This is a genomic window from Halopenitus sp. H-Gu1, from assembly GCF_041821145.1.
GTDB lineage: Archaea > Halobacteriota > Halobacteria > Halobacteriales > Haloferacaceae > Halopenitus.
The window spans coordinates 34,079-50,107 of the sequence record NZ_JBGUBC010000003.1; the positions used below are offsets into that span (position 1 = coordinate 34,079).

16 protein-coding genes are annotated in these 16,029 nt (G+C 64.4%); 8 read left to right on the forward strand and 8 right to left on the reverse strand.

The features are described 5' to 3' along the window. Positions 1-74: 74 nt before the first annotated feature. Both ACERIT_RS03345 and ACERIT_RS03350 read right to left on the reverse strand, forming a co-directional pair. Complete coding sequence (locus ACERIT_RS03345; RefSeq protein WP_373673402.1) at positions 75-1,571, reverse strand: sodium:solute symporter; 1,497 nt, start codon at positions 1,569-1,571, stop codon at positions 75-77. After that, the gene (locus ACERIT_RS03350) at positions 1,568-1,840 is read right to left on the reverse strand and encodes a DUF3311 domain-containing protein (protein WP_373673403.1); all 273 of its coding nucleotides are present in this window, start codon (positions 1,838-1,840) and stop codon (positions 1,568-1,570) included. Before ACERIT_RS03350 ends, ACERIT_RS03345 begins: the two co-directional genes overlap by 4 nt. A gap of 323 nt (positions 1,841-2,163) precedes the next feature. Between ACERIT_RS03350 and dnaG the strand changes: the two genes are divergently transcribed. After that, a complete protein-coding gene (dnaG, locus tag ACERIT_RS03355; protein ID WP_373673404.1) occupies positions 2,164-3,618 on the forward strand; it encodes a DNA primase DnaG in 1,455 nt (484 codons plus the stop codon). A gap of 26 nt (positions 3,619-3,644) precedes the next feature. Here dnaG and ACERIT_RS03360 read toward each other — a convergent pair whose 3' ends face one another. Together ACERIT_RS03360 and ACERIT_RS03365 are read right to left on the reverse strand one after the other, a co-directional pair. After that, entirely contained in the window at positions 3,645-4,109 is a 465-nt protein-coding gene (locus ACERIT_RS03360) for a GNAT family N-acetyltransferase (RefSeq protein ID WP_373673405.1), read from the reverse strand. Continuing rightward, complete coding sequence (locus tag ACERIT_RS03365) at positions 4,106-5,422, reverse strand: TIGR00297 family protein (RefSeq protein WP_373673406.1); 1,317 nt, start codon at positions 5,420-5,422, stop codon at positions 4,106-4,108. The genes ACERIT_RS03360 and ACERIT_RS03365 overlap by 4 nt, the downstream gene beginning before the upstream one ends. Before the next feature lie 130 nt (positions 5,423-5,552). On the opposite strand from ACERIT_RS03365, the gene ACERIT_RS03370 reads away from it, so the two are divergent. The 4 genes from ACERIT_RS03370 (at position 5,553) to ACERIT_RS03385 (ending at position 9,393) form a co-directional block, all read left to right on the forward strand. Continuing rightward, a complete protein-coding gene (locus ACERIT_RS03370) occupies positions 5,553-6,161 on the forward strand; it encodes an undecaprenyl diphosphate synthase family protein (RefSeq protein ID WP_373673407.1) in 609 nt (202 codons plus the stop codon). A 71-nt stretch (positions 6,162-6,232) separates the two neighbouring features. Then, positions 6,233-6,706 carry a ribosomal protein S18-alanine N-acetyltransferase gene (gene rimI, locus ACERIT_RS03375; protein WP_373673408.1) on the forward strand — a complete coding sequence of 158 codons (474 nt, stop codon included), beginning with the start codon at positions 6,233-6,235 and terminating at the stop codon, positions 6,704-6,706. A gap of 84 nt (positions 6,707-6,790) precedes the next feature. Next, a complete protein-coding gene (pepF, locus tag ACERIT_RS03380; RefSeq protein WP_373673409.1) occupies positions 6,791-8,587 on the forward strand; it encodes an oligoendopeptidase F in 1,797 nt (598 codons plus the stop codon). Positions 8,588-8,667: 80 nt separating this feature from the next. Then, positions 8,668-9,393: a nucleoside phosphorylase gene (locus ACERIT_RS03385; RefSeq protein ID WP_373673410.1), complete on the forward strand. Its 726-nt coding sequence runs from the start codon at positions 8,668-8,670 to the stop codon at positions 9,391-9,393. 15 nt (positions 9,394-9,408) lie between these two features. Here the strand turns inward: ACERIT_RS03385 and ACERIT_RS03390 are convergent, their stop codons facing one another. The 4 genes from ACERIT_RS03390 to ACERIT_RS03405 all read right to left on the reverse strand — a co-directional run bounded on the left by ACERIT_RS03390 (position 9,409) and on the right by ACERIT_RS03405 (position 13,365). Continuing rightward, positions 9,409-10,593: an NAD-binding protein gene (locus ACERIT_RS03390; protein WP_373673411.1), complete on the reverse strand. Its 1,185-nt coding sequence runs from the start codon at positions 10,591-10,593 to the stop codon at positions 9,409-9,411. A gap of 103 nt (positions 10,594-10,696) precedes the next feature. Next, the gene (locus ACERIT_RS03395) at positions 10,697-11,431 is read right to left on the reverse strand and encodes an Sjogren's syndrome/scleroderma autoantigen 1 family protein (RefSeq protein ID WP_373673412.1); all 735 of its coding nucleotides are present in this window, start codon (positions 11,429-11,431) and stop codon (positions 10,697-10,699) included. A gap of 86 nt (positions 11,432-11,517) precedes the next feature. Further along, positions 11,518-11,937: a Fe-S cluster assembly sulfur transfer protein SufU gene (gene sufU, locus ACERIT_RS03400; RefSeq protein WP_373673413.1), complete on the reverse strand. Its 420-nt coding sequence runs from the start codon at positions 11,935-11,937 to the stop codon at positions 11,518-11,520. 150 nt (positions 11,938-12,087) lie between these two features. Next, complete coding sequence (locus tag ACERIT_RS03405) at positions 12,088-13,365, reverse strand: aminotransferase class V-fold PLP-dependent enzyme (RefSeq protein ID WP_373673415.1); 1,278 nt, start codon at positions 13,363-13,365, stop codon at positions 12,088-12,090. 164 nt (positions 13,366-13,529) lie between these two features. On the opposite strand from ACERIT_RS03405, the gene ACERIT_RS03410 reads away from it, so the two are divergent. From ACERIT_RS03410 to ACERIT_RS03420, 3 genes are read left to right on the forward strand one after another with little or no spacing between them, the layout of a single operon-like run. Then, a complete protein-coding gene (locus tag ACERIT_RS03410) occupies positions 13,530-14,453 on the forward strand; it encodes a substrate-binding domain-containing protein (protein WP_373673416.1) in 924 nt (307 codons plus the stop codon). Between the two features lie 41 nt (positions 14,454-14,494). Continuing rightward, positions 14,495-15,187 (forward strand): ABC transporter permease, encoded by a 693-nt coding sequence (locus tag ACERIT_RS03415; RefSeq protein ID WP_373673563.1) that lies wholly within the window; start codon positions 14,495-14,497, stop codon positions 15,185-15,187. Beyond that, complete coding sequence (locus ACERIT_RS03420) at positions 15,184-15,951, forward strand: phosphate ABC transporter ATP-binding protein (RefSeq protein WP_373673418.1); 768 nt, start codon at positions 15,184-15,186, stop codon at positions 15,949-15,951. Before ACERIT_RS03415 ends, ACERIT_RS03420 begins: the two co-directional genes overlap by 4 nt. Positions 15,952-16,029 lie beyond the last annotated feature (78 nt).

Sequence of the window (16,029 nt, forward strand, 5' to 3'; positions counted from 1 at the left end):
GTTGTGGAGTCCGGCCTGCGGTCGATCGCGAGACGCCGACCCTGCGACGCTCGTGGCCTCGTTTGGCCGTCGCTTCAATCAGCCGGCAGGGTGAACCGGGAGACCTCCTCGTCGGTGACGTGTTCGGTAAGAAGTGAGACGCCGACGACGAGCACGGCGGCAAGCACCATCAACCCGAGCGCGACGTCCCAACCGGCGTAGGTGCGTGGCAGGGGAACGCGCGCGTCGGTGAACGGGAGCGGGAGCGACTCGAGGAGGACGTGTGCGAGATACACGATCTGGGGAACCACGACGGAGACGATCATCCCGGTTCGAGTCGTCCCCTCCCAGTAGAGCGCAACGATCACCGCCGGCGACAACAGGGCGAATCCGGAGAATGCGGTGTCGCCGACCTCGATCAGCGTCCCCGGTCGTGTGAGGCTCGCGAGGAACGCGAGCGTCGCGAAGACGGCGACGCCGATCCGGGCGATCCACGCCTCGCGCCGGTCGGTCGCGTCCGGTCGAACGAAGGGGCGATAGAGGTCGCGGGTGAAATACGACGACCCCGAAAGCAGCATCGAATCCGAGGAGGACATCATCGCGGCCATCGCGCCGGCGATCACGAGAGCCGCGAACCAGACCGGGGTGTACTCGGTCAAAAGCACCGGGAGGACGTTTGCACCCTCGGGGACGTCGAGGGGAAGACCGGCCGCCCACGATCCGAGCAGGAACGCGGGAACGAAAAGCAAGAGCACGAGCACCGGCCACAGAGCGAACGATCGCTTAAGCACGCGGGACGACTCGGCGACGAAGAACCGCTGGTTGATCTGCGGGAACATGGTCACGCCGAAAGCGATGGTGACCGCCGAGGAGATGATGAACTGCGGCGTGTAGATTCCCCCACCGAGAGCGGCGAAGTCGGGATTCACCTCGACCATCGCGCCCGTGGCGGCATCGAGTCCGCCCACTGCGGCGAGCACCCAGCCGACCGCGATCCAGGTGATAGAAAGCATGAACAGTCCCTGGATCGTGTCGGTCCAGGCGACCCCGCGCATTCCCGCAAGCATCACGTACATGATCATGAACGCGGTGATAAGCGCCGCCCCGCCCCAGTAGGGAATCGTCCCGTCGGTCAACCCGGTGATCGCCTCGCCGGCGCCCATCTGCTGGAGCATCACGTACGGGAACAGCCACATGAGACTGATGCCGGCCACGAGCGCACGCAGGCCGGACGACCCGAATCGGTCGCCGAGCATCTCCCCGAGGGTCATATATCCGTGACGCCGACCGATGATCCACTGTTTGTAGCCGATGACGTACCAGAGGATCGCGAAGATGATCCCGTCCATCACGCCCATCACGAGGATCCATTCCGGACCCGTGGCGTACGCGATGTTCGGACCGGCAAAGAAGGTGAACGCCGAAAGCAGCGTCGCAAACGTGGTGAACAACAACACGAGCGTCCCGATCGATCGCCCCGCAAGGTAGTAATCCTCAGCTCCCGCCCCGGAGACGCGGTAGGCGAGAAGTCCGATCGCCAGCGCGATGAACAGGTAGACGACGATGATTCCGATCTCCAAGACCGCGCTCATCGTGGTTCACCCTCCGATTCAGTTGAGGCCCCCTCTCGACGCTCGATGACGCCGGCGTCCTCTTCCGGATCGATTCCCATTGCCCGGTCCCACGCGCCGGACGCGAACCAGTAGAAACACGCCGCAGAAAGTATCATCCATCCGATGTGCCACCACAGCCAGATCGGGAGTCCGGCGACGATCGTGTCCATTCCCCACATGAACCATGGCACTGCGAACGCGACGAGCAGCGCGAAGACGGGGATCCAAAGCAGATCTCGTGACACCATTTACTGTAACGCTCGTCGTGATCGTCCTAAAGGTATCCCTCCCGGAATCGTTTGCGTCCGTGTGGTTTGAGAACCGAACGCCGAAAACGCCTCTGATGGAGCCTCTTCCGTCGTCTCGACCGTTCTTCGATGCAACATCGTCGTCGCCTCGACCTCTCCTTGAGCCGAAATGATCGTCGGTACGACAGCTATTTCCGAGCCACGACCGTATATAAGTGCGATGACGGGTCAGTCCGTCAGTTCACGATCGCCGCCAGGATCGCGGATCGCCGCATCCCGTCGGCGACCATCACGATCATCATCAATCACGAGGATTCGAAGCCATGGAAGACACTGCAAAATATCTCATTCACGCGACCATCGCCGCCGACGGCGTCGTCGAACGGTCCGACGTCGTCGGGGCGGTCTTCGGCCAAACGGAGGGCCTTCTCGGGGAGGAACTCGACCTCCGGGACCTCCAGCAGGCATCGAAGGTCGGTCGCATCGACGTCGCGATCGAATCGGAAAACGGACAATCGTTCGGGGAGGTGACCGTCGCCTCGAGCCTCGATAAAGTCGAGACGGCGATCCTTGCCGCCGCGCTCGAGACGATCACCCGCGTTGGCCCCTGTCGGGCCTCCGTCGAGGTCACGCGGATCGAGGACGTCCGTGCGACCAAACGCCGGGAAGTCGTCGATCGCGCGAAGGAACTACTCGCCGGCAGCTTCGAGGAGACCGTCCTCTCGAGCGACGAAGTGTTAGAGGAGGTCCGCGATGCCGCCCGGATCGAGGGAATCGACGAGTACGAGGGATTGCCGGCCGGACCCCGCGTGGCCGACTCCGATGCGGTCATCGTCGTCGAGGGACGCGCGGACGTGTTGACGCTACTTGAGGCCGGCATCAAGAATGCCGTCGCCGTCGAGGGGACGAACGTTCCCGACGCCGTCGCCGAACTCACTCGCGATCGAACCGTCACGGCGTTTCTCGATGGCGACCGGGGAGGCGAATTGATCCTCCGCGAGTTGGGTCAGGTCGGCGAGGTCGATTACGTCGCGTTCGCCCCGGCCGGCCAGTCCGTCGAGGACCTCGACCGCGGCGAGGTCCTCGAGGCCCTTCGCGGAAAGGTCCCACGAGAGACGTTGACCGAGGAATCGGACGTCAGCGAGGCGATCGGAAACCCTCGGGCGGGGTCGCCGACGACTGAGGCCGACTCGGTGACCCCTGCGGAATCGGACACTGAGTCCGAATCCGACGACGCGAACGTGACTGCGAACGATGCTGTCGGGGAGGAATCGACCGATCCAAACGAGGCCGACGAACCGAGCGTTTCCGATGCCGACGGTGCGTCGGCCGATGTGGACGCTCGCGCCGACGACGCGTCCGACGGCTCGGATGTCCAACCCGATTCCGGAGCCGTCGAGTCCGCCTCGGAATCCGGGACGGACGGGGAGGACTCGACCGAGGACACGACGATCGACACCGCCGAGAAGGGGCGTCCTCGGACGATCGAAGAGCACGCACGCGATATCGTCGCGGCCGACAGCGGTCGTGCTCGACTTCTCGATAGGGATGCCGGCGTCATCTCGGAGGTCGACTCGGCGGAGGCCTTTGACGCGCTCGAGGCAGCCGACGACCCCCCACATGCGCTCGTCGTCGACGCCGAGATCTCCCAGCGACTGCTCGATATCGCCGCTCAACGCGGCGTCTCACAGCTCTTTGGCCGTAGCGAGGGCTCGTTCGTGAAACGGCCGGTCGGGACCCGTATCCGCACGGTCGATGATCTCCGCGTCGAGGCGTAGTCGGACGCAGAACGGTCGTCGTCCTTCTATCGATCGCGTCGATACAGGAGACCGTCCCGTTCGCCGTACTCGTTCGGTCTCCGCTCTCTCGCCTCGAAACCACACGATGCGTACAGCGACCGAGCGGCATCGTTGTCGGCCGCCACGAGCACCGTGATGGGTCCCGGACTTCCCGCGATCGCCGTTTCAAGTAGTTCGCGCCCGCGTCCCGATCGGCGATGTTCGGGAGCGACGACTAGCTCGGCGACGTGTCGATCGTCGGCCCCGTCAGCGAAAAGCAGGTAGCCAACGATGGTCGAAGCCTCTCTTTCATTGTTCTCCTGGGCCGTCGAGACGAGGACGCCGATCCCGGTTGCCCTCTCCGCTCGTAGTCCCAACTCGAGCAGTTCTGGTGAGGGGTTGTCGAGCCATCGCTGGAGCCGGGACACGGCGGCAGAATCGGACTCGCGGACGGGTCGAACGCGCGAGTTTTCCTTACGATGATCGGTCATCCGACGACCAACGGGGTACATCCCGCGGCGACGATCGCTCCGGCGAGCGTCGCGAGTAGGTTCACCGTCTGGTTGCCGATCCGGTCGCCCTCGACGAGCGCGCCCAGCAGACTGTCGACGGTCATGCCGAGGAAGCCGGCTACCGTGACGACCGCACCGCCGAGGAACGCCGGACCGATCGGCATCCCCATCGCCGCGAGCGCGCCGATGAGCATGGCTCCCGCGAGTCCCGCGAGTTCCCCTTGAACCGTGATCGCGCCGTCGGTCCCGGACGGGACGGGCTCGAGGGTCGTCACCAGTCGCGGTCGCTCGTAGAGGCCGCCGATCTCCGAGGCCAGCGTGTCGGCCATCGCGGTCGAGACCGCCCCGGCGAACGCGAGCGCGAAGACGACGCCCGAGATCGACAGATGAACCGTCGCTGCGTATCCGACGACTGCCGCGAGGGCGATCGCGGAGTTGGCGAGGACGTTTCCGGTCCCGCGGGCACCCTCGTTCTCCTGAGCGACGCCGCGTTCGGCCTTCTGCTCGAACCGGAACTTCGAGGCGAGCCCGCCGATCGCATAAAACGAGATGAGAACGAGGAACCACCCGACGTCGCCGAGAATGATCGTGAGCAGTCCGAGCAGTACGCCGGTCAACATGCCCGGTACCGACGCGGTTCCGAGCGCGTAGGAGACGTACCCGAGCGCGATCGTGACCCCGAGCGCCAGGACGATCCCCTCGACGGTCACTCCAACGACGAGCGTGTCGAACAGCCAGAGCAGGAATCCGATCGAGATCATCACGATCGGGTCGTCCCGTGCCAGTAGCATCGCACGCAGAAGCGCCGCGGCGAGCGCACCGACGGCGGCCAGGAATACGAATCGGGGGACGTCGATCGTTGCTCCCGTCTGGAGGACGATCGCCATCTGCGCGAGGGTCCCCGCGAGGGCTCCCGCTGCGACGAAGGCAGACGCCTGAAGGAACTCCTCGTCGGTCGCAGAACGCGCGATCTGCCGGCCGAGGTTGCCGACCGCAAGGAGGATGATCGCGGCCGCATAGACGCGAACCGGCATCGCGACCCGGGGGATCGTCGCGAACAGTCCGAGTCCCGCCGCTGCCAGCGCGAACCCGGCGAGGCCGTTCAACCGCCCATCCCGTCTGTCGCCCGGCCGCGCGAACAGCTCGAAGGCGGGTCCCTCCCGGATGAGAAAGGCAGCCGCCCCGGCGACGGCGAGAAACGGGATCGCCGCCGCCACGCCAAGTGTTGGAGCGAGGAGCGAGAGCAACGCCACGGCGGCGAATCCTCCCGCGCGTCGGATCCTCGAGTGCACGTTCGCGGATACCTTCGACGCTCACTTAACCCTCCCGACATCGCCCCTCGTCGACTGAGGCGGATTCGAACGCGTTCGTCGTTCCGGTCGGACCCGCGTGCTTTTGCCGATCGACGGCCTGGTGGCTTACGTGGGGCTCTACGACACCTATCTCGCGGTTCGCTATCGGCTTCGGGACGTCGATGGTCCCCGCCACGTCGCGGTCGTCATCACCGAACGCGACCTGCTCGAACAGGGGGCCTATGAGACCCTCGAGCGGTTCCTCCGGTGGGCGTTTCGCTACGACGCGGAACGCGTGACCGTGCTCGTCTCCGTTCTCGATGAGGCGGTCGTGTCGACGCTCGAGCGTGAGCTCCGTGAACTCGATACCCCTCGGAAGATGGCGATCCGGGGTCCGACCGACACCGAACGGGCCGACACTCCGATACGGGTGAGCATCGGACTCGGCGGCAAACGGGAGTTCGCGGAGGCCGTCCGCGAGATCGCTGCGGACGTGGCGGCCGGCGAACTCGCTCCCGACGCCATCGACGAGTCGACGATCTCGGATCGACTCGTGTTTCCCGCCGAGCCCGACCTCCTCATCAAGACCGGCGCCGAGCGGCTCTCGGATTTCGCCATCTGGCAGTCGGTCTACTCGGAGCTGTATTTCACCGACGTCAACTGGCGTGATTTCCGCGAGCGGGAGTATCTTCGCGCACTCATCGACTTCCGGAATCGAAAGCGACGTTTCGGAACGTAGCCTGTCGACTATCCGAACCGTCGATCGTCGGTGGCCGTCGATCTTATCGGGATTCGGTCCCAACCGCCGCCGTGTCCCGCACCGACGAGGTGACCGTGAGGAAATCCACCCGCGCCGATCTGCTTTCGGTCTACCGGATAGAGCGGGCAGTCTTTTCGGATCCATGGCCCTACGACGCCTTCGAGCGGATGCTCTCCAAGCCGGCGTTCCTCGTCGCCGAGCGGAACTCCGCGGTCGTCGGATACGTCGTCGCCGATGTGACGCCGAATTTCGGCCGCGACATCGGTCACATCAAGGACATCGCGGTTCGCCCCGACGAGCAAGGACGTGGGATCGGCGGACGACTCCTTCGGACTGCACTGTCCCGTCTCCGGATGCAGAACGCATCGATCGTGAAACTGGAGGTCCGTGAAAGCAACGAGCGGGCCCGCTCGCTGTATCGATCGCACGGATTCGAGACGATTCGACAGGTCGCCCGATACTACCACGACGGCGAGGACGCGATCGTGATGGTGCTCGATCTGGAGGCATGGCAGTCGGGGTGAGCCCCCGCCGGAATCGCTGCACCGTCACGCACCCACCGAGCCTGCTTGGGAACCTTTAGGGCCGACGACGCCGTTTCGGGCGATATGAGTTCCGTCCCCGAACGCAGCGAGATCGATCCCGAGTATCGATGGGATATCGCGGACGTCTACGACTCCGACGAGGAATGGGAAACGGCCTACGAGTCGGTCTCCGACCGTCTCGACGAGCTTCGCGAGTACGAGGGACACGCCACCGACGACCCCGAAACCCTCCTCGAACTGCTCGAGCGCCGCGAGGAGATCATGCGCGAGGTCGCCATGGTCGCGGTTTACGCGCGACTGCGCAGCGCCGAGGACACCACGAATCAGACCTATCAGGCGATGGCCGCCAGGGGCTCTTCGTTGCGATCTACCGCCTCAAGTGCAATCTCGTATCTCGAACCCGAACTCCAGGAGCTGACCGCATCCGAGATCGACGCGTTCGTCGAGGCCGAACCGGAACTCGACACCTACGATCACTACTTCGAGGACGTCCTCCGGATGAAACCCCACACCCGATCGGCCGAGGTCGAGGAGGTGCTCGCCGATCTCTCCGAGGTCACGAGTGCACCCTCCGAGATCTACTCGATGCTCACGAACGCCGACATGTCCTTTGGAACCGTCGACGATCCCGACGGCGAGCCGATCGAGATCACCCAGGCCAACTTCACCAAACTCCAGACGAAGCCCGATCGGGATTTCCGACGCGACGTTCACGAGACCTTCTACGAGCGGTGGGCGGACGTGCGGAACGCCGTCGGGACGTCGCTGGAGAAGTCCGTCCGCGAGCACGTCACAAGCGCTGAGATCCGGGATTACGGGTCGGCACGGGCGGCCGCACTCGACGAGTCGAACGTTCCCACTGGCGTCTACGACACGCTCGTCGACACGGTTCATGACAACCTCAATGCGCTTCATCGCCACGCGAGGTTGAAACGTTCCGCACTTGGTGTCGAGGAACTCCAGAGTCACGACCTCTATATGTCGTTGACCGGTGATGAGGGGCCGGACGTCGAGTACGAACAGGCGGTCGAATGGGTGATCGACTCCGTCGAACCGCTCGGAGAACCCTATCAGGACCGACTGGCCGAGGGGCTCGAGAGCCGGTGGGTCGACGTCTACGAGAACCAGGGGAAGCGACCGGGGGCGTTCTCCTCGGGGAGCTACGACACACAGCCGTTCATCCTGATGAACTACCAGGACGACATCGCCTCGATGTTCACGCTTGCCCACGAACTCGGCCACTCGATGCATTCGGAGTTAGCCGCCGACGCCCAACCGTGGCACGACGCGAGCTACGACATCTTCGTCGCGGAGATCGCCTCGACGGTCAACGAGACGCTTCTGACACAGCACCTCCTCGAGACACTCGAGGACGACGAATTGCGGACCCACGTCCTCGACGAGTATCTCGAGCGCTTCCGAAGCACGCTGTTTCGACAGACGATGTTCGCCGACTTCGAACACCGCATCCACGCGCGCATCGAGGACGACGAGGCGCTCACCCCGGACGTCCTTGATGGGCTGTACGGTGGCCTGAAACGGGAGTTCTACGAGCCTGCAACGCTTGAGGGCGGGATCGAACGCGAGTGGGAACGCATTCCGCACTTCTACTATAACTTCTACGTCTACCAGTACTCGACGGGGATCGCGGCCGCCGCCGCGATCGTCGATCGCATTCTCGAGGAGGGCGAATCGGCCGCCGCCGACTACCGCGGAATGCTCGCCGCTGGCGGCTCCGGGTATCCCCTCGAAATCGTGCGATTATCCGGGATCGACATGGCCGAGCCGGAGCCGATCGACGCCGCCATCGACGTCTATCGTGGATACCTCGACGAGATCGAGTCGCTGCTGGAGTTGTAGTTCCCCCACCCGCGGACGGACCGACGACCGCGATCACGACGCACCGGACGGTTTTTCTCTCGTCCGATGAATGATCCGACATGGCAAAACGGCCGCATCTGCTGATCGAGGAGGGTGACGTCGCCGAGATCGCGATCGTCCCCGGCGACCCGGGGCGCGTCGATCGCATTGCTGACCGATGTGACGACGCGGAGACGATCTCCCGGAACCGGGAGTACAAACTCGTAAACGCCAGCTACCAGGGCGTCCCGGTGACGATCTGCTCGACGGGAATCGGTGGCCCCTCCGCGGCGATCGCGGTGGAGGAACTGGCTGCCGTCGGCGTCGAGACGTTCCTGCGGTGTGGGACCTGCGGCGCGCTGCAGTCGGGTATCGAGATCGGTGACATGGTCGTCGCGACCGGCGCGGCCAAAGAGGAGGGGACCTCGAAGCGGTATGAGTCGCCGGTGTATCCTGCGGTGCCGGATTATGACGTCCTCACCGCGCTCGTCAACGCCGCCGAGGCGAACGACGAGGACGTCCACGTCGGGCCGATCGTCTCCGATGACGCCTTCTATAACGAGGGGCAGGACTTCGTCGACGATTGGGAGGACGCGAACCTACAGGCGATCGAGATGGAGGCCGCGACCCTCTTCGCGCTCGCGCGCCGCAAGGGACTCCGTGCCGGCGCGATCTGCACCGTCGACGGCAATCTCGTCGAGGGGACCCAGAAGGGGGCCGACTCCGACGGCGAACTGCCGGAGAAAGCCAGAAACAACGTCGAACGCGCGATCAAGCTGACGCTTGAGGCAATCACGGCACTTTAACCGACCAGTCCGTGCTTACTTCGAGTTCCGCTCGTCGGAATCGTTGCTCCCGGCATCCTCCTCCAGGATTTCCTCGGCAACCGCTTCCGAGTCCATACCGAACGCGGAATCGACGAGTAGGTGGCCCCCGATCGTCGCCGGCGAGATGACGTCGTCGGCCCCCGCTCGGCGGAGCTTTTCGACGTTCTCACGTTGGGTTGCGCCGGCGACGATCCGGATGTCTGGGTTGAGTTGCCGGGAAGTGAGGATCGCCAGCGCGTCGGCGGCGTCGTCGTTCGTTGCGACGACGATCGCACGCGCATAGGCGATCCGAACGGTTTCGAGCGGCTCGACGTCGCTTGGATCCGCCGACAGGACGGGGACGTCGTGATCGGCGAGCCGACTTGCATGTCGCTCATCGTCGGTCACGACGACGTGAGTGACCTCGCGGTCGATGAGTTCTTCGAGTATCGGTTCCGTCAGGTCCCCGTAACCGAGCACGAGGACGTGGTTTTCGAGCAGATCGAACTGTCGTTGTGTCATCTTTCCGAGTGCCTTCGAGAGTTGTGCTTCGATCGCAGGCGTCAACAGAACTCCGAGCGCGACCGCGAAGGCGGCCACGTTGATCACGAGTACTGAGAGACCGAACATCCGGCCGATCGCGGTCGTCGGCGCCACGTCGCCGTAGCCGACGGTGGAGGCGGTCACGATGGTGTAGTAGAACGCATCGACGATGGTGTCGATCCCGACGAACTCCTCGCGGAGCGCGAACGACCCGAACGTCCCATAGGCCAGCGCGGTCGCGAGCGCCGTCCCTGCGGCCAGTTGCGTGGGTGAGGGGTGGTAAGTCCGCGTGAACCGTTCGCGGTTGATGATAAGCGCCGGGATCGACACCATCGACAACACGACGAGCGGCAACGAGACCACCGACACCTGAAGCAGTCCCTGTATCCCGGTCAACGGGAGTAGAACCGCCGTCGAATACAGCCCGATTCGGTACCCCCGCCTGAGCGCGTAACCGCTCGCGAGCATCGCGAAGCCGGTGAGCGTTCCGGTGAATCCGACCGTCTGTCTGATGACGTCGGGGATGTACGGGGAAAGCGGGCCATCGACCCCGACGCCGGAGATGTGGAGCAGTCCAACCACGATCGACAACACCGCGACTGAGAACGTCAACGCGATCGACGCTCGGACGCTCACCCACTCGCGGCTCCACTCCATGTCGGTGGGAGAACCACCGTGAACTTAAAAGGGTCGTGCGACCTCCTCGTTTCTCATCGGGACGTGACGACGACCCATCCCGCCGCCATCGATATCCCCGAGGTCACCGATCGAGTGCCGAGAGGGCTTCGGCGGCCTCGCGGACGGCCTCGAGGTGCTCACGTGCCCGGTGTGGGTCGTCCGCCTGCTCTGCGGCCTCCGCGAAGCGTCGAACCGTTCGTGTCAATGATCCATGGGCGGCCTGCAGGTCCTCGGACGGGGTCGATCCGGGTCGATCGGATCCGGTTCGCACCTCGCTCCCGTTTGCGCCGGCGTCCTCGCCGCTGATCGCGATCTCGGTCGAGGCGTTCGGCGAGGGACCCGCGCTCTCGGTCGGACTCCGATCGGCCTCCGCAGGTGCCGGATTCGTCGCTTGGCTCGATCCTTCCATGGCCCGGGGCGGTTCTCCCGTGACTCCAGCCGGACCTCCAGTGGCCTGGGTCGGTTCTCGCGTAGCTCCGGTCGGTGCTTCAGTCGGCCCGTTTGAGGATCCGTCCGCTGACTCGGTGTGTGAGCCTCCTGCCGATTCTGCCGATTGGGTCGGCGTCCCGTCCTCGGCTCCGGTCGCCGCGCTCTCGGCTCCCGTCGCCGCATCCTCGCGGGCACACGTCGGACAGAACTCCTGGCCGTCGTGACGGAAGATCGGATCGCCACAGGTGTCACAGTGGCTGTTCGTCATCGTCGCGCCCTTCAACAGCAGCTCGGACATATGCTGGGTGTGTTCGCGCTTTTCCTGGTCGCGCTCGTACTTCTCGCGAAGCTTCTCGCGTTCGGCTTCCTTGTCGAAGTCGTTGCTCATGGCTGAAGTCACGGCGTCGACGCGCAAAAGGTCGGCGGGCTCGACCGGTCGAAGTGGCGATCGTTCGTGACCGACTTCGATCTCCGTTACTCCTCGGTTTTGGTCCGGTCCACGTCGAGTTCTCCGAGGTGGATCTTCACGCCGTCCTGAGCGACCTGCCGTCCCAGCACCGCACATTTTACGCGCATCGGCGAGATATCGACGCCGAGCATCTCGGTGACGTCGTCGGTGTCGAGCGCGTCCAGTTCATCGAGGGTCATTCCCGCCAGGCGCTCGGAGAGCATGCTCGCGGAGGCCATCGAGATCGCACATCCATCGCCGGTGAAGCTGACGTACTCGATCGTCTCGCCGTCGTCCTCGAGTCGAATGTCCATCCGGATCGTGTCCCCACAGGAGGGGTTCTCGCCGACGTGGGTGATGTCCGGATCCTCCATCTCCCCGTAGTTTCGGGGGTTCTTGTAGTGATCGAGGATCTGCTGTCGATACATGTCCGAGCCCAATCCCATACTACTCACTGATAGCCGACTCCGCGGGAAAAGCGTTCCGCAGCGGGGGAGGGGTGTGGGGGGAGATCGGGGGACAGGCGGGGTCCCCTCGAACGACAGACGGGGCCTCATCGGGAGACGATCCACGACCCGCCGTGGTCGGGAATCGCCTCACCCGAACAGTTCGCGCGCCTCGTCGATCGCCTCGATGAGCATGTCGATCTCCTCGAGGGTGTTGTAGACGTAAAACGAGGCGCGTGCGGTCGACGAAACGCCGAGTTTGTCGTGGAGCGGCTGGGTGCAGTGGTCACCGGCCCGGACCGCGACGCCGAAGTCGTTGAGAATGCTCGAGAGGTCGTGGGCGTGGACGCCGTCCACGTTGAACGAGACGAGCCCGCCGCGTTGATCGCCCGGCGGACCGTAGATCGTCACGTCGTCGAACTGGCTGAGACGATCGTGGGCGTAGGATGCGAGCAGGTCCTCGTGAGCCTGGACGTTTTCCATCCCGATGTCGTCGACGAAGTCGATCGCGGCCGAGAAGGCGATTCCCTGGGCGATACTCGGGGTGCCGGCCTCGAACTTCCAGGGAAGATCCTCCCAGGTGGAGTCCTCGTAGGTCACCCGGCGGATCATGTCGCCGCCGTAGAGATACGGCTGCATCGAATCGAGGATCTCCTCGCGACCGTAGAGCACGCCGATCCCGGTGGGACCACACATCTTGTGGCCCGAAAACGCGAGGAAGTCGGCGTCGAGGTCCTGGACGTCGACCGGTCGCGTCGGGACCGACTGAGCCCCGTCGACGAAGACGTACGCATCGTGATCGTGGGCGAGATCCGCCAGTTCACGGATCGGGTTGATCGTCCCGAGCGCGTTCGAGACGTGGACCACGGAGACCATCGCGGTCGAATCGTCGATGCACTCGGCGGCGTGGTCCATATCGAGCGTCCCGTCCTCCTCGACCGCGATGTATCGGACGTCCGCGCCGGTTCGCTTGCCGATCTGCTGCCAGGTGACGAGGGAGGCATGGTGTTCCATCTCGGTGAGGACGATGCTGTCCTCGGGCCCGAGTTCGGTTAGCCCCCACGCGTACGCGACGAGGTTCTCGGCCTCGGTGGTGTTTTTTGTGAAGACGATCTCCTCGCGTCCGTCGGCGCCGATGAACTCCGCGACGCGGTCGTGGGCCTCCTCATAGGCGACGGAGGCCTCCTGGCTCAACTGGTGGATGCCGCGATGGACGTTCGCATTGTACCCGCGGTAGTAGTTCGCGATCGTCTCCACCACGGACTCCGGGGTATGGGTCGTCGCCGCGTTATCGAGATACACGAGCGGCGTGTCGTCGCCCGGCCCTTCCCCTGGCGTCGTGACGTCCCCGCCGACGTGCCGCTCCAGGATCGGAAACTCGGCGCGGATCGACTCGACGTCGAACGGATACTGTTCCTGCTGTTCCATTGGATCTCGGTTGGTGCTCCAGCATCAACACGCCTTCGGTCCTCCATCAGGGTGGACCGTCGCGTCGAGAGGAATTCGACGCTGATCCGTGTACGTAACTGCAGGTGGTTACGATACTCTGGAAAAAACTAAGTACGTTGCTGAATAGCGTTGTATCATACACGATGCAACGACGGAGCTTTCTCACCACGGCTGCGAGTGGACTGTCGATCGGGCTCGCCGGCTGTATGGGCAGTGCCGCCCAGGACGAGGAGTCGGAACCGGGCGTCGTCGGCGAGACGTTGACTCTGACGACGACGACGAGCACGTACGATACGGGCCTGTTGAGCGAACTCAATGCGCCCTTCGAGGAACGGTACGGCGTGACGATTGATGCGATCGCCCAGGGGACCGGGGCGGCCCTGGAAACGGCACGAAACGGCGATTCGGACGTCGTCATGGTTCACGCCCGTTCACTCGAGGACGACTTCATGCGCGAAGGATACGGCGTGAACCGGCGGGACCTGATGTTCAACGACTTCGTGATCGTCGGCCCCGACGATGATCCGGCCGGGATCGAAGGCAGAGAGTCGGCCGCCGACGCGTTCGCCGCGATTGCCGAGGCGAAAGCACCGTTCGTCTCACGCGGCGATAATTCCGGGACGCACACGAAGGAACTGGCAGTCTGGGCGGCAGCCGGCGTCGAACCGGGCGGCAACTGGTACCGAGAGACCGGACAGGGGATGGGTGAGGTGCTCAACGTCGCCACCGAACAAGGCGGCTACACGCTTTCCGATCGCGGAACGTACCTCTCACAGCGCTCGGAGATCGACCTCGGCATTCTCGTCCAGGGACCGATCGAGGGCGGTCCGGAGTTGCTTGCGAACCCCTACGGAATCATCGCGGTGAATCCGGACGTCCACGAGAACGTCAACTACGACCTCGCGATGGCCTACATCGGATACGTCACGAGCCCGGAAGCACAGGCGTTGATCGCGAACTACGAGTCGAACGGCGAACAACTGTTCTACCCGCGGGCGCTCTCCTCTGACCCGAACTTCGAGCAGTACGTTCCGGAAGGATGGAGTGCGACCGCATCTGATGGCTGATCGTGCCGATCGAACCGACCGGATCGCTCGTGCTGTCGCCGATGGGGCCTCTGCTCGTCGAATTCCCCTTCGAGCCGGTCTACGTCCGGAGTATCATCGCGGTCTCGCTGTACGTGAGCGTGTTCGCGGTCCTCGCGAGCACCCTGGTGAGCCTGCCGATCGCGCTTCTCGTCGGGTTCAACGAGTTTCCCGGCAAGCGCCTCCTGACCGCGGTGATCAACACGGGGATGGGCTTTCCGAGCGTCGTCGTCGGACTGCTGGTGTTGTTTCTCGTCTCGAATAAGGGACCGCTCGGGGAGTTCGAACTCGTCTTCACTAGGGAGGCGATGGTGTTGTCGCAGTTCGTGCTTGCCACGCCACCGATCACGGCGATCAGCCTCGCGGCGATCGACGGTGTCGACGGCGGCGTTCGGGACGCCGCACGCGCGCTCGGCGGGACCCGCCTCGACGTCGCGCTCGTCACGATCAAGGAGGCCCGGTATGGCATCGCAACCGCAGTGCTCGCCGGGTTTGGACGAGCGATAAGCGAGGTCGGCTCGGTCCTCATCGTCGGCGGCAACATCGCCGGCTCGGACGGCGTCTCGAAGACTCGCACGCTCACCACCGCGATCCAGCTTGAAGCCCGCCAGGGACGCTACGAGACTGCCATGGTCCTCGGTGTCGTACTGGTCGTCCTCGTGTTGATCGTAAACGGGATCGTCGTCCGTCTCGGCGAGGGGGAGGCGAAGCCATGACCCTTCGTGCCGTCGGTGTCTCCCGGTGCTACGGTGAGGAGATAGTCTTTCAAGACCTCTCCGTCGGCGTCGATCCGGGTTCGGTCCTCGCCGTTATCGGGCCTTCCGGCGTCGGGAAGACGACCCTGCTTCGCCTACTCTCGCTGGCGGAGGAGCCGGACGAGGGAACGATCGAACTCGATGGGACGGACGTGTGGAATCACGATAACAGTGACCGGCTTCGGCTCCGCCGACGAATCGGAATGGTGTTTCAGGAGGCGAACCTCTTCGATGCCTCCGTCACCCGAAACGTGGCGTATGGGCTTCGAATACGGCGGTCCTGGCGTCAGCGACTCCGCGAGGAACTCCGGTCGATCGTTGCTCCGACGGGGACGGCCGACGCGGTCGAGGAGGCGCTCGACATCGTCGGAATGGCTGCTAACGCCGACCAATCGGCCGCCTCGCTGTCGGGCGGAGAGGCGCAGCGTGTCTCGTTCGCGCGGGCGCTGGCCTACGATCCGGACGTCCTCCTGCTCGATGAACCGACGTCCGATCTGGATCCGCGGAACACGGCCGTCATCGAGGAGGCGATCGCTGAGGCTCGCGACCGCGGGATCGGCGTCGTCCTCGCCACTCACGACATGCACCAGGCCGAACGAGTGGCGGACCGGGTCGCCGTACTGCTCGATGCCGAGATCGCGGAGGTCGGACCGACCGACCGGCTGTTCAAGAACCCCGTCGACGAGCGGACTCGGAAGTTCATCTCCGGCGAACTGGTGTACTGACGGTTCCCTCGTCGCGTCGCCATTTCGCGATCGACGTCGCGGACCGGCGTCTCACGCTCGATCAACTGGGACGAAACG

Bases quoted from the DNA above. Each gene is read 5' to 3' on its own strand.
- ACERIT_RS03345 (WP_373673402.1), bottom strand. From the start codon at position 1,571: ATGAGCGCGGTCTTGGAGATCGGAATCATCGTCGTCTACCTGTTCATC.
- ACERIT_RS03350 (WP_373673403.1), bottom strand. From the start codon at position 1,840: ATGGTGTCACGAGATCTGCTTTGGATCCCCGTCTTCGCGCTGCTCGTC.
- dnaG (WP_373673404.1), top strand. From the start codon at position 2,164: ATGGAAGACACTGCAAAATATCTCATTCACGCGACCATCGCCGCCGAC.
- ACERIT_RS03360 (WP_373673405.1), bottom strand. From the start codon at position 4,109: ATGACCGATCATCGTAAGGAAAACTCGCGCGTTCGACCCGTCCGCGAG.
- pepF (WP_373673409.1), top strand. From the start codon at position 6,791: ATGAGTTCCGTCCCCGAACGCAGCGAGATCGATCCCGAGTATCGATGG.
- ACERIT_RS03385 (WP_373673410.1), top strand. From the start codon at position 8,668: ATGGCAAAACGGCCGCATCTGCTGATCGAGGAGGGTGACGTCGCCGAG.
- ACERIT_RS03390 (WP_373673411.1), bottom strand. From the start codon at position 10,593: ATGGAGTGGAGCCGCGAGTGGGTGAGCGTCCGAGCGTCGATCGCGTTG.
- ACERIT_RS03395 (WP_373673412.1), bottom strand. From the start codon at position 11,431: ATGAGCAACGACTTCGACAAGGAAGCCGAACGCGAGAAGCTTCGCGAG.
- sufU (WP_373673413.1), bottom strand. From the start codon at position 11,937: ATGGGATTGGGCTCGGACATGTATCGACAGCAGATCCTCGATCACTAC.
- ACERIT_RS03405 (WP_373673415.1), bottom strand. From the start codon at position 13,365: ATGGAACAGCAGGAACAGTATCCGTTCGACGTCGAGTCGATCCGCGCC.
- ACERIT_RS03410 (WP_373673416.1), top strand. From the start codon at position 13,530: ATGCAACGACGGAGCTTTCTCACCACGGCTGCGAGTGGACTGTCGATC.
- ACERIT_RS03415 (WP_373673563.1), top strand. From the start codon at position 14,495: ATGGGGCCTCTGCTCGTCGAATTCCCCTTCGAGCCGGTCTACGTCCGG.
- ACERIT_RS03420 (WP_373673418.1), top strand. From the start codon at position 15,184: ATGACCCTTCGTGCCGTCGGTGTCTCCCGGTGCTACGGTGAGGAGATA.